Origin of the sequence: Leptospira hartskeerlii (assembly GCF_002811475.1) — a bacterium.
Lineage (GTDB): Bacteria > Spirochaetota > Leptospiria > Leptospirales > Leptospiraceae > Leptospira_B > Leptospira_B hartskeerlii.
Window position 1 is genome coordinate 348,808 of sequence record NZ_NPDL01000004.1, and the last position, 12,912, is coordinate 361,719.

The 12,912-nt window shown below is 38.6% G+C and carries 14 protein-coding genes and 1 tRNA gene; 8 read left to right on the forward strand and 7 right to left on the reverse strand.

Features of this window, described 5'->3' with window-relative positions; translation table 11 throughout:
• Positions 1–3 precede the first annotated feature (3 nt).
• From CH352_RS09330 to CH352_RS09345, 4 genes are all read left to right on the forward strand, one after another.
• Entirely contained in the window at positions 4–666 is a 663-nt protein-coding gene (locus tag CH352_RS09330; RefSeq protein ID WP_100705018.1) for an FFLEELY motif protein, read from the forward strand.
• Positions 663–1,391 (forward strand): flagellar motor protein MotB, encoded by a 729-nt coding sequence (locus CH352_RS09335; protein ID WP_100705019.1) that lies wholly within the window; start codon positions 663–665, stop codon positions 1,389–1,391. The genes CH352_RS09330 and CH352_RS09335 overlap by 4 nt, the downstream gene beginning before the upstream one ends.
• A gap of 3 nt (positions 1,392–1,394) precedes the next feature.
• Positions 1,395–1,844 carry an LA_2478/LA_2722/LA_4182 family protein gene (locus CH352_RS09340; RefSeq protein ID WP_100705020.1) on the forward strand — a complete coding sequence of 150 codons (450 nt, stop codon included), beginning with the start codon at positions 1,395–1,397 and terminating at the stop codon, positions 1,842–1,844.
• Positions 1,845–1,931: 87 nt separating this feature from the next.
• A complete protein-coding gene (locus tag CH352_RS09345; RefSeq protein ID WP_100705021.1) occupies positions 1,932–2,927 on the forward strand; it encodes a M14 family zinc carboxypeptidase in 996 nt (331 codons plus the stop codon).
• Positions 2,928–2,949: 22 nt separating this feature from the next.
• Here the strand turns inward: CH352_RS09345 and CH352_RS09350 are convergent, their stop codons facing one another.
• Positions 2,950–3,771: an RNA polymerase sigma factor gene (locus CH352_RS09350; RefSeq protein ID WP_100705022.1), complete on the reverse strand. Its 822-nt coding sequence runs from the start codon at positions 3,769–3,771 to the stop codon at positions 2,950–2,952.
• A gap of 1 nt (position 3,772) precedes the next feature.
• The gene (locus tag CH352_RS09355; RefSeq protein WP_100705023.1) at positions 3,773–4,255 is read right to left on the reverse strand and encodes a nuclear transport factor 2 family protein; all 483 of its coding nucleotides are present in this window, start codon (positions 4,253–4,255) and stop codon (positions 3,773–3,775) included.
• 344 nt (positions 4,256–4,599) lie between these two features.
• Between CH352_RS09355 and CH352_RS09360 the strand changes: the two genes are divergently transcribed.
• A complete protein-coding gene (locus CH352_RS09360) occupies positions 4,600–6,198 on the forward strand; it encodes a 7TM diverse intracellular signaling domain-containing protein (protein WP_100705024.1) in 1,599 nt (532 codons plus the stop codon).
• Here CH352_RS09360 and CH352_RS09365 read toward each other — a convergent pair.
• From CH352_RS09365 to CH352_RS09385, 5 genes are all read right to left on the reverse strand, one after another.
• Positions 6,193–7,374 (reverse strand): pyridoxal phosphate-dependent aminotransferase, encoded by a 1,182-nt coding sequence (locus tag CH352_RS09365; RefSeq protein WP_100705025.1) that lies wholly within the window; start codon positions 7,372–7,374, stop codon positions 6,193–6,195. The genes CH352_RS09360 and CH352_RS09365 overlap by 6 nt on opposite strands.
• Before the next feature lie 9 nt (positions 7,375–7,383).
• Positions 7,384–7,614 (reverse strand): DUF2905 domain-containing protein, encoded by a 231-nt coding sequence (locus CH352_RS09370; RefSeq protein WP_100705026.1) that lies wholly within the window; start codon positions 7,612–7,614, stop codon positions 7,384–7,386.
• 25 nt (positions 7,615–7,639) lie between these two features.
• Positions 7,640–7,729, reverse strand: a tRNA-Ser gene (locus tag CH352_RS09375).
• A gap of 80 nt (positions 7,730–7,809) precedes the next feature.
• Positions 7,810–9,363 carry an FAD-dependent oxidoreductase gene (locus tag CH352_RS09380; RefSeq protein ID WP_100705027.1) on the reverse strand — a complete coding sequence of 518 codons (1,554 nt, stop codon included), beginning with the start codon at positions 9,361–9,363 and terminating at the stop codon, positions 7,810–7,812.
• Positions 9,353–9,934 carry a twin-arginine translocation signal domain-containing protein gene (locus CH352_RS09385; protein WP_100705028.1) on the reverse strand — a complete coding sequence of 194 codons (582 nt, stop codon included), beginning with the start codon at positions 9,932–9,934 and terminating at the stop codon, positions 9,353–9,355. The genes CH352_RS09380 and CH352_RS09385 overlap by 11 nt, the downstream gene beginning before the upstream one ends.
• A gap of 103 nt (positions 9,935–10,037) precedes the next feature.
• Here CH352_RS09385 and CH352_RS09390 point away from each other — a divergent pair, with 103 nt between their 5' ends.
• From CH352_RS09390 to CH352_RS09400, 3 genes are all read left to right on the forward strand, one after another.
• Positions 10,038–10,271, forward strand: coding sequence for a ferredoxin (locus tag CH352_RS09390; protein ID WP_100705029.1), 234 nt, complete (start codon positions 10,038–10,040; stop codon positions 10,269–10,271).
• A gap of 332 nt (positions 10,272–10,603) precedes the next feature.
• Entirely contained in the window at positions 10,604–12,517 is a 1,914-nt protein-coding gene (locus tag CH352_RS09395; protein WP_100705030.1) for a PAS domain-containing sensor histidine kinase, read from the forward strand.
• Entirely contained in the window at positions 12,501–12,911 is a 411-nt protein-coding gene (locus CH352_RS09400; RefSeq protein WP_100705031.1) for a response regulator, read from the forward strand. The genes CH352_RS09395 and CH352_RS09400 overlap by 17 nt, the downstream gene beginning before the upstream one ends.
• Position 12,912: the final 1 nt, after the last annotated feature.

A 12,912-nucleotide genomic window follows, 5' to 3' on the forward strand; every position in this document is an offset into this window, starting at 1 on the left:
ATAGTGAGTAGTTTCGAAGAACATAAACTTAAACATGCCAAGGTAGAGATCGTTCGAGCTCAGGTGGAAAGATTCCGCAAATTTTACGCGGATTATTTTCATTTGGAAGAAACGATTTCTATGGTGGAGTATTTTTTCGAAACTATTTACAACCTTGATGGTAAAGAAGCTTGGATGCATTTGGCTTTAGACACATACCAAAAAGTAAAAGGTATGATGAAAGAAACCACTAGGGCGAATCTAGAAACTCTTATCGAGTTAAACAATCTCACTGATCATCTTGATTCTGAAATGGCACAATTGCTTATCCATAGAGATTGGGACGGCAAAAAACTTTCTAGAGAAGAATATGATGATCTGTACAAAGCATACGGTCATAAAGAAGAAAGAGAAAAACAGTTAGAGATCGTTCTTCATAATCTCAGAACATTTTACGAATTAGCTCATAAGCCTATCTCTGCTTATCTGATCCGACCTGCTCGATTTATGGCGGGCTTGTTAGGAGTTTCTCTTTTATTCGAATCAGTGGAGAAGGCATACAACGCAGTTTTACCTGTGTCTCCAGAAATTTTTGTTTCTTTTATCGAGCAAGTGGAGAGAAGAGAGACGGAATATCTAGAGTCTGCTTTCTTAAACGGAAAGCAACCTAAGGAGCCATCTGCTTGAACGGAAGATCACGTTTTTCCAGATACAGAAAGCCTATCGAAGCCGGCGATGAGAACCGGGATAGATGGCTTTTGACGTATGCGGATATGATCACACTTCTTCTTGGACTTTTTATCATTTTATATTCTATTTCCCAAGTAGACCAAAATAAACTAAAACAAGTTGCCGATTTGGTCAGAGGTGGATTTGGTTTAGGAGAATCTTTTTTCGAAGGCTCCAATATCACATTAGAAGAGGATCCTTTATTACAACCTAGGACCCAAATGTATCGCTTCTGGGAAAGGATCTCTTACGCTTTAAAAAAACTGAAAGAAAAAACGAAATTATTCATAGGCATTAACGAAACAGAAGAGATCCGCATCCAAGTATTTGCACCATCCTTAGGCGAAGGTGAGTTTCACCCGGACGAGGACACCGACTTCACTTTCAAAAAAGTAGCAGAGGTCGCACAAGGCATGGACGTGGACATCACACTGAGAGTCCAAGTTCCTTATGCGGAACAAGCTGGCCAAGGTTTCAGAAATATCTGGGAGTATAATGCACATCGTGCAGGTTTGATCGCAGAAACATTGTCAGAAAAATATGGGATCTCTAGAGAAAGACTCTCAGTCCAAGCATATCATGGATTTAGAAAGTTAGGGCCGGAAGAAGGTCCCAGCCCAGAAGTAAAGGCTTCCCAGGAAAGAATAGAAATCATCATTCGTAAACGAGGTAAGGAAGAATAAGGAATGATCTCTAAAATAAATAAAGTTGTAATTCCTTTCGTACTTGTGGGAGCATTCTTCTCATTTGGTTGTTCCAAAAAGAAAAAAGTCCCAGCTGCAGTGGAATCTGTATGGAAAACGGATCAGAATGGAGTGGAGAATTCTAGCGGGTTTGCATGGGTTTCCAAGTATTGTGAGAAGGTTAGACAATGCGCAGATGGCGACATGAAAACCTTAAACCCTGACTCAGAAGCAATTCTAGAAAAAAGATTAAGAAAGGATTTTTGTTTAGAAAAATTTAAAGAATCCAAAGTGTATACTTTGGCTGCGCAAGAACCCAAATTGGTTATTGATAGGACTATTTCCTGTTTAAAAACGGCAACGGAAGCAGACTGCTCTTTGATCAAAAAGGGAGTTTCTGAACTTTCGGAAGATTGTAAATGGTTACAAACTCTTCAAAACTCTAAAGAATAAAAATATAAAGGTCTTATAAAAGACCCGGGTTTTAAAAACCTATTTCCGTGGACAAAAGATACGATCTGAAAATTTCGGAGGCGAACCTTGCTCAGAGGTATCAAAAGACTAAATCGATACGAGAAAAGATTACTCAGGATCGCAAAGCTTGGTGGCAAACTCGTAAAAATTAACCAAGCAGGATTTTCCAGAAGGACCGACGAAGGCTTTCGTTTTCCGATCTATAGTTTGGAGATTGGGACCAAAGAAGGCTTGGAAAAACATCCCGTAGGGATTACGGCAGGCGTTCATGGGTTGGAAACTATTGGAATCCAGATCCTGATCGATTTTTTGGAATATATAATTAGCCCCAAATCCACAGGGTATCTTCCTGAATTAAAAAAAGGTAAATTAGGATTAATTGTTATTCCAATCGTGAATCCGGGTGGAGTGGCAGCGAAGACCAGAGCAAATCCAGGTGGAGTGGACCTGATGAGAAACTCAGGGATAGATGCGGAAAAGCCTCTTCCTTTTTTTGGAGGCCAAAAGTTCTCCAATAAACTTCCTTATTTTAGGGGGCATGGGTTGGAGCCTGAATCTAGGACACTTTCCCGGACTGTCTTCGAAAAATTCTTTCATGTCCAAGATTCTATTCTACCTGTTTTAGATCTACATTCCGGTTTTGGAACTGTGGATAATGTTTGGTGGCCATATGCTTATACTCATAGGCCTTGCACCGATACTCCTTTGTATGAAAAGATTGCTTCTCACTTTAAAGATCATTGTGGTCATATCAATTTTGCTTATGGTCCTCAAAGCGCGAGTTATACAACTCACGGGGATCTTTGGGATAAGTTTTACGATCATTATCAAGAATTATATTCTGAACAAGAGGGTTGGAGTTCCAAATTTCTTCCTTTAACATTAGAAGTGGGAACTTGGTCTGATATCAAAGAAGAACCTATGAAGTTATTTTCTAAAAAAGGAATATTTAGGCCGGCAGAGCATAATAAAAGCGAGGTTCTAACTAGATATAGAGGTTTTTTAAGAGACTTTGTTCGATTGGGCCTGACAAAACCTGCGGACTGGAAGGAATCTCAATAGATCTTCAAGTATTTCGAAGATATTAAGAAGAAGGTCCTAGCTTTTCTAAAATTTCCTTGGGAGTTTCATAAATTCCTTGGCTCTTGTAGATCCAGGCAAGTCTATCAAGTTCTTTTAATTGTTCTAATACTTTAGAATCTTCTAAATTAGGATTTTTCCTTTTTAGTTTTTTCAGTTCCGTGAAAAAGGAAACATTGTCCCGATTCCGATTTAAAAGATGCCCCGACAATCCTATGCAAGGACAAGCCTTGTTATTATCGATCCACATCCCGCATTCTTTGGATAAAAACTCGGACAGTTTCTTTTTGGAACGCGAAAGTTTTTGACGAAAGTTTTCGGAACTGATGTTCAAAATTTCAGCTCCTTCTTCGCTAGTCATACCGTAAACGGAAGATAGAATGAATACTATCCTATCCGCGGAATTCAATTTTAACAAAACTGCATGTACACAGCCGAATCTGATCTCTTCCTCTAAAATTTTATCTTCCACCTGATCTTCTAAGGAGATCGAGTTAGGTTTAGATAAATATTCTTGGCGTATTCTGCTTAAGTACACAATGTTCTTAGGCCTTTTGATAGACAGAAGATGATTACTCGCGATAGAATATACCCAAGTAGTAAACTTACTCTCAAATCTAAATCCGGAAAGTTTACTGGAAATTTTGAGTAGGATCTCTTGGGTTGCGTCTTCCGCTTCTTGAGGATCCCATAACATTCTTAAGGAAAGATTAAAGATATAATCTTGGATCTTTTCTAACAGGATTTCCATCGCTCTAGGCTTTCCTTCTAGAGCGATTCGGATCGTATCCGTAAACTCGTCTTGTATCGTTACGGATTTTTCCATTCTAAGCTGTGATCCCTTTTTTCCTAAGATAATGTTCCAAATTTCTGGCAGCTTCCGATCTAACCTTTCCTTGGACTAAAGGTGACCATCCTAAAAGAATTCCAGGAGCGCCTAAAGCCATTCTGGTCCATTTCCAGAGTGGAAATCTATCCTTTTGTTTCACTACCTTTCCGTTTTTAAATTGGAATTCGGATCTGATATGGTTTTGGACTTTTCTTCCCGTTTTTGAAAAAAGGTAGGTTGCCACCCAATATGCTGTTCCGGTCTCAGCATTTGCGTTTGCTTCTACTAATTCTATTGTTGCGTTCGGATCCATTCTTTCTAAAAGCATGGTCCACATTCCAGGTACTGCACCACCTTTTAATTTAGGAAATACAGGATCTGAAAATTCTACTTCTTGTGAGTAGAAGTCCGAGATACTTGCGGAATTTCTTGAATGAAAACTTTTATAAAAGTCTCTAATTTTGGTTTCGTTTGGATGCATTTGAATATCCCTTTTTGATTTCGCATATTAGGATCGAATTTGCAGTTTCACTGTGACTTGATTTTGGAAGAATTTTTAGAAAAAGATAAAAAAAGGCCCGCTAAGAAGCGGGCCTGAAAATCATTCGGACAAGCGGATTAAACTCATCCGAGGCAAGGCGAATAGAAAACGCCATAATGGCGTTGATGTAAACTCCAGTTAACATATATGAGTTAAGTAATAACTCACACTGGAGAGTAACAATTCGATAATATACTAAATAGAATCGAAAATCGTTCGGAATTATATACATGAACGTTTTTTGTTTGCACCGAATTGAATTACTAAAAATTGTTTTTTAACGCATGATCCGAATTTCGATTTTTTTTCTCGTTCTTATTTCGAGTTTCGGTTCCATCTTCGCAAAAGAACTTCCGTTCATTCTGAACACAAACGAACATAATAAAAACATCACTCCCGAACTATATCTTTGGGAAAAAAACTATACCGAAAATATTCCTCCTCCTTCGAATCAAATCGATGGCTGGAAAAGAATTAGATCAAACGCCTTAAATTTCAATTTTTCTAAAAGATCATATTGGTTAAAATTCAGAATTCGATTTCGAGAAGAAATTCGTGAAAATCTTTATTTAGTGATCCGATGGAAGGCTCATGATTTAGCGGAATTATATACCTCAAATGGGGTAATCCCAATACAAAGAGTCGGGGATACATTATCAAAAAGTAATTGGCCGGTAAAAAATGTTCTCTATCCAACCTTACTCTTACAAGGAGAGCCGGGAGAAGAGAAAGAATTCGTCGTTCGGATCAAATCTGAATCTATTATGTCATTTCCGATGGATATTATGGATGAGGCTGGTTTACGAGCCAATCTCGCGATTGAAACGGGAGTATTTTCTCTTTCCGCATGTTTATACGGGATGCTTATCTTAGTTGCTTTATTATATTATAGAGCAACGGAATATAAAGAATTTTTACTATATACCTGCTACGCTTTTTGTATGGGAGCGTCTTACGACGTAAATTATGGAAATGCAATAGAGCTATTTTGGGAAAATTCACCTCTTTGGAGCGAAAAAGTGAATTACTTTTTCTTTAACTTAGGAGGCGTTTTTGGATTCCAATTCATTCGGAAATTTTTAGAAACAGAAACGTTTCTGCCTTGGGTGGATCGGACATTATTCTTTTTTTCCGTTATTCTTGGTCTGACACTTCCGCTCATTTTTACAATGGATACGATTGCTTACCTGACCTTGACTAACGAGATCATATATTCTATTTCTATTCCTATGATATTGATTTCAGGGATTTACCTGAGGGGAAGAGGAAATCGTAAATTAAACCTGTTTTTAGTTTCCTGGGGATTATATCTTACCCTAGGGTATATTAGTATTTTTTACTATATGGGGATTTTAGAATACGGATTCTTTACAGTGTATTCGGTGCCTCTTTTCTTTCCCGCGGACCTTCTCATTCTTCTTTATAATATCATCCAAAAGTATTCTCAAAATTTGGAGGAGAAGAATAGCCTTCTCGAGGCATTGAGAGGTTTCATAAATAAACCCAGATATGCTCGTTCTAAGATCTCGGGGCTAGATGTAGATGAGTCTTTGAATGCGTTAGATCATCTGATGAACACGGAGAAATTATTTGCCGAAGAAGAAGTTACCATCCAAATGGTCGCTTCTAAGATAGGCTTGAGTACCCATCAATTATCTGAACTACTGAACTCCAGGCTTGGACTGGGATTTGCCGCTTATTTGAATTCCAAAAGGATAGAAGAAGCTAAGCTACTTCTAAAAAACGATACTGAAGATAATATTCTAAATATTGCATTTGCAGTAGGTTTCGGTTCTAAAACTTCTTTTAATGTGGAATTTAAGAAGGCGACTGGCCTTACTCCGAAACAGTACAAAAGTTTTGTTCAAAAAGCAATTTCATAAGAAAGTAGAAATTTTTTCAAGTCCCGACTGAAACAATTCTGTCTCAGAGATCAAGCTGATCACTATACTTCCGGAATCTTCTTCGAATCCGAACATTGAACCTGGATGAACCAATACTTTCTCTTTTTCTAATAATCTAAAGGAAAATTCTTCATCGTTTAAGAAGGAATTGCATTGCAATACAGCATACCATCCTCCTTTGGGAGAAGAGTAAACAATTTCAGGATGTGAAGAATGAAAACTTTCCAGAAATTGAAGATTTCTATGTATTCTTCTAAGCACTTGGCTTTGGATCATATTTCTCCATTGGAGTAATTCAGGAAGAGCAAGTTGTATTGGAGTTCCTACGGAAAGATATGTATCCGAAATAATCTCTAATCTCTCCTTACATTCCTCTTTCCAATTTGTAGGACCTCCAACATGGATCCAAGAGAGTTTCATTTGGGGAAGCGCCAGTATTTTTGAGACTCCATTTACTACAAATACTGGGAAATCTGTATGAAAGAAATCGATTTGGTTTGGATTTTTTTCGTGTAGGTAATCTGAGAAGACTTCATCTAAGACCAATGCTATTCTTTTGGTTTTAGAAATGACTTTCAGCTTTTCGAATTCTTTAGAAGTAAGCAAACTTCCTGTTGGGTTATTCGGAGAAACTAAAAATAGAATTTTGGTTTTATTAGTGATCTTTGAGTTTAAGTCATCGAAATCAATTTTCCAATCTTCGTTTTGATCTAGTTTATAAGAATTGAATTCAACACCGTCCAATATGGATAAGAATTCGAAGAGTGGATATCCGGGAGAAGGGATGAGGACTTCTTCTCCCGGGTTACATAATAATTTTATTAAATAGGAATATGCTTCTGAAGAAGAGGACGTTAAAAATAGGTCTTCTTCCGAGATAGTATGACCTTTTTCTTTATAATAGTTTACGATGGATTTTCTGGCGCTGATAGTTCCTTTTGGATTTGGATCATATTCCAGACTTTCCGGTTTTTCCAGAGAATGTAATATAGCTTCTCTTGGATAGACAAGCCCCACTTTAGTAGGATTGGAAACGGTAAGATCGATCCAATCTTGTCCAGATCTCTTAAAAGATTCCAAAAGAGAATATAGATCATTCTCCCCAGATATGAATTCGAATCTATCGCTAAAGCGAGGTGTGTTTTCCGAATCCATTTGTTTTTCTTAATGTATAAATCTGTTCCAAAGATACAGAAGGAGAGAGAGTCCGATACTGATCAGAATGGAAGTTGCAAAAGGAAAGTAGAATTTGAAATTTTCTCTTTCGATCTTGAAGTCTCCCGGCAAATTTCCGAGAGAAGAGATAAATGGAAGTTTGGGGCCGAAAAGGATAATGGCTCCAATAATCAGGAAGAATGCCCCGATCCACAGAAATGTTTTGCCTAGCGGTTCCATATTAGATCCACTTGGAATCAAGAATTGGCGGAGAGGGGGGGATTCGAACCCCCGGTAGGTGTTACCCTACGCTTGCTTTCCAAGCAAGTACCATAAACCGCTCGGACACCTCTCCGATTCTTGGTTGCGATTACGATGTTTTTCCAAGGAGCGGTCCGGTCAAGGAGATTAGGCCCAAAAGTTCCGAGCGAGAACTCAAGGCCTTTTCTCTGAAATAAATTGAGCAGCTCTTTTGGAGAATGCCATGATCGTATAGCTTGGATCTACGGAAACCGCCGTAGGAAACACACTGGAATCGCTCACATACAAATTCGAAATTCCATGCACTTTATGTTTCCAATCCACGACTGAAGTTTTGGGATCCAATCCCATTCTACATCCTCCTGCAGGATGAGGAGCAGCCATAGCCATTGAAGCAGGAGTTAATGGAAGTGAATCTACAACGCTTATCTCCTCTGGTTTAGTTAAGACAGTTCTCTTCAGGTCTGGAAGAATAACCTTATATGCGCCTGCTTTAAAATTCAGGATGATTTGTTTGCGAATACAATCTTTGAGTATCTCTTTAGTAAGCGGTCCAAAACTGTATTGAACTTCTCTTTTACCGCTGGACTTTATATCTATTCTTCCTAATTCAGAATCCGGATCGTCTATCCAGCCTATGGTCCCTCCGAGTTTAGGAAGTTCTTTCATGATCTCGAAATGTTCCGCTCCAAATCCCGGAACAAGAGCACCTATCGCTCCTGGTTGTAATTGGTTAGCCATGATAAGATAGCCGCCTTCTCTGTATATACCTCCCGCATAACGTGCCAATCTAAATTCTTCCACTCCGTATGCCGATGGAATATTTCTCCATTGGATAATCGATTCTTTATAGAGAGCGTGTACAAACGGAGAAGGATTGATCGCTAAAAATTCTCCTAATGCAGGTAACTTTTTCTTGAGTCCGTTCTTAAGAAGAAAGGTAGAACTTCCAAATCCTCCTGCCGCGACTACAACTGTATCCGCTTTAAAACGTAACTTTACTTCGGATTCTTTTTGAGAAGGTCTGTCTATCACGACTGCTTCTAATCCGACAACCTTGTCTCCTTCAAGTTCTAATTCTAATGCTTTCGTATCCGCGTAAAGATCTGCTCCCAAAGCCATCGCCATCGGAATATGTGTGATCAGTTGGCTTTGTTTTGCTCCGAACATGCAACCTTGCATACAATGCCCGGACTTTTGGCAGTTCTTTCTGGCTTGTGGTACCGGATTTCCTTCCCAGCCTAATTCTTTGGAAGCTTTACGAACCAATTGGTTCATTCTATTATAATTTTCTTCTTTCGCAGGATGGACGTTCAGTGTGTCGTCTAACTCTTTCCAAAAAGGCTCCAAATCTTCCGCGCCATGACCAAGCACTCCGAATTTATCCTTCCAGAGTTCTAGTCTATCTGTAGGAGTTCTATAACTATCAGCCCAATAGTGAACGGAAGCTCCTCCCACATTCTTTCCATAAACTATGTTTACTGTTCCGTCAGCTGTGGTGGCCATATTCCTTTCTGCAGAAACTTTTCCTGCCATATTTAATTCATGATTGTCGAATGATCCTGTATGATAGTAACCTCCTTCTTCAATCAAGATTACTTTTTTCCCCGCTTTAGCTAGTTCGTAAGCTACGGTTGCACCTCCGCAACCTGTTCCGATCACTAAAACTTCGGTGCGGATCTCTTTAGATTCGCCTAAATTTTTCCATTCGTAAATTTTACCCGACATCGGAACCTCCTACTAGTTTGCGATAATAGATCCTGGACTCGCTTAACTTTTCGGGAGGATTTAAAAAAGGTCCGTCATACGAAATCGTTTTGAAAGTGGATTCATGTCCATAGTACATTAGAAAAATAGGCATTCTTAAATTTGCCCACACCGCTCTTACCGTGTCGGAGTCTGAATGATTCAATTCGGATAAAAACTTTCTTCTGGATTCCAAAGATAGTTTAGAGAATCTGGAAAACTTCCAGTGAAAGAAAGGAAGATATTCTAAAACCATTATCAATGTTTTGAAGTCGTCTGACAAGAACGGATCTACAAAATAAAATTCTTCATCTAACCTTTCTAATACCTTGGCTTCTTTATATGTTGGAACATTGGGAGCTTCGGGTAAGATAGCTTCTGATAATGCTGCTATGGTTTCTAATTCGGATTCGGAGAAGAATAGTACCTTCGGAAGTTGTCTGGAGGATCTGTTCAAGATACAAATAGATCCTCCGAGTACTAAAGCTCCTGAACCGGCGAGTCCCAGTCTCAAGAATGTTCTGCGGGAAAACCGCGGGGCTGAATTTGCCATTGCAGTGTTTTCCTTTGATTCTTGGACTTGTCAATCCTATCCTACCCGTTTCTATAGAGAAAACCAACTTGACGTTCCAAACGTTCGATAATCCTTAGTATTCATGGCAGATAAGAATGACAAAGTTCCGGAAAATGTTCCGGGAAAATTCTATATTGATAATAGCTGTGTCCCTTGTAATGACTGCTTGGAAGAGGCTCCTCAACTTTTGAAATATACCGACGATGAGTCTAAGGTATATTTCCATAAACAGCCTACCAATCCGGAAGAGGCGATTGCTGCTCGCAAAGCTATGGAAATCTGTCCTGTAGAAGCGATCGGAGACGACGGAGAATAAACCGGACTGAAGTTTTTCGGTCTTATTCGATCGGAAAACTTCTTCAAAAATCGAATTACGTTTTTATAATTTACTTTTCTTTTTTCATTCTTATAAAAGAATCAAACCCCACGCGAAAAAAGGTTCCTTTTCGGAACCAAATCCTTAAAAACAGATCACTCGTTCTAAGACAAAAGGTTTAGTTCCGAGTAAAATTTGAAATCTTAGATCCGTTTACTTTGCGGGAATAAAAATCCCTTACATTTTAGGATTTTAGGTCTTTTTTACTCGCAATGTACTCGTATAAGTCGTCTTTATATGTATTTAGTTAATAGGGCAAGTTCTTGCATTTTATGGAAGAAAGACCGGGTCAGGAAAAAATCAAATTGGATCAAAACCAAGATTTGTACCGGGTCTTAATTGAAACGAGTCGAGAGCTGATCTGCCTACACGACCCAGAAGGGATCTATCTTTATGTGAATCCTATCATTGAAACTCTGACCGGTTTTAAACCGGAAGAAATGTTGGGCCGCAATCCTTACGATTTTATACATCCTGACGACAGGGAACGTATTCTGATAGATTCCCATAATCCAGCGAAGGAAGGAAAACCGACAGTCGCTATGCAATACCGTTTTTTGAAGAAGGACGGAGACTATGTGTGGTTCCAAACCTTGACTCAGCCAATTAAAAATAAAGAAGGCAAGGTCACTCACTTAAACACAACGTCCAGAGATGTTACCGATCAAGTTCAACTAACGGAGAGTTTGCAACAGGAAAAAAAATTCTCCTCTATCATGGCAGAACTTGCAAAGGTAGGAGCTTGGGAATCTAATCTTGAAACAGGAATTTTGTATTGGTCTTCCGAAATTTATAAAATTTTGGAAAGAGATCCTTCCCTAGGGATTGATAGAGATACTGTATATCAAAAATATTCTTATTCTGAAGATCTAGAAAAGTTAAGAGAGAATAATTTAAGAGTCTATCAAAAAGGTGAGACCTACTCTGTAGAACATAGAATGGTTACTGGGACAGGAAGAGTGATCTGGGTCCGCACACAAGGTAAGCCTGCATATTCCGATGGAAGGATTGTGGGAGTATACGGTGCGATGCAGGATATCACTCTTTCTAAACTTGTAGAAGAAGAGATCCGTTTAAGCGAGAAAAAATTCTCGGAAGCGTTCCATAGTTCCGGTAATGGGATTATTCTTTTGGATAGAAATGGACATTTTTTAGAACTCAACCAGTCTTTCGCGAAGATGTTAGGATATGAACCTGACGAACTTCTTTTTAAATCTTTTCAAGACGTTACTTATCCTGAGGATCTAAACGTAGGTGCGGAAGCATTTCGTAAAATAATCGATGGAGAAAGGGACAGCGCTCAATTTGCAAAGAGATATTTACACAAGAAAGGACATATAGTTTGGGTATTTATCACTGGGGTTGCAGTTCGAAAAGATTCGGGAGAACTGATGTTTATCGTTTCTCAGATCCAAGATATTTCACGCAAAAGGATCTTAGAAAATATTCTGAGAGAAAAAAACGCAAGGCTTAGATCCGTAGGTAACCATTTAAAAGAAAGGATCTCTCAGTTAGAGGAATTCAACCAGATTGTATCGCATAATATGAGATCCCCGATCGGGAATATTTCCACACTTGTAAAGTTTTTGGAAGAGGCAGAAACGGAAAAAGAAAGAGTCGAATACATGGAGTATCTCAAAACTACCTCTGACCAATTACTTACTACATTAAACGAAATCGTAGAAGTGATTAAAATAAGACAAAGTCCGAAAGTTGTTTCGGAGGAAATACAGTTTGAGTCCGTGTTCTCCAGAGTAAAGGCAATGTTTTTAGGCCAAATATTGGAATATGAAGCCGAAATCATCGCTGATTTTTCGGAATCTCCTTCTATCGTCTATCCTCAGGTCTATTTGGAGAGTATATTCTTAAATCTACTTTCCAATTCTTTGAAATATAGATCTGAATCCCCTCATCCAGTGATCCGATTTAGGACATATTGGTCTCACGGAAATCATATTTTAGAAGTGCAGGATAACGGTTTAGGAATTGACTTAAATAAACATGGGGATCAAATTTTTAAATTACACAAAAGATTTCACCGGAACACTGATGGAAGAGGCTTGGGTCTGTTTATGACCAAAAACCAAATCGAATCCTTGGGAGGAGAGATCCAAGTGGAAAGTACCCCGGGACAGGGCACGAAATTTATAATCCATCTTTCTAAAGCAAATGAATTCGCTATCTAAAAAACAGAAACTTATACTTGTAGATGACGATGCCATCTTCGTCGAGATCGCTAAAAGAACGATCGAGAAAACAGGTGCGGTTGAAAGTTTAAAAGTATTTCCGGATGGAGAAGGCGCGATCAGCTTTTTGAAGGAACACCAAAGTGAGCCGGATATCATTCCAGATTTTATATTTTTAGATATTAATATGCCTTTTATGGACGGCTGGCAATTTTTAGACGAATACGCAAACTTTGTGAATGCTCTTAGCAAAAAACCGGAAATCTATATGGTTAGCTCTTCCGTAGACGATTCAGATCTAAGAAGAGCTAAAGAAATTCCATTAGTAAAAGATTATATTGTTAAGCCTGTGTCTTTGGATTCGTTTAAGAAGATCTTAACAAACCAACTTTAAT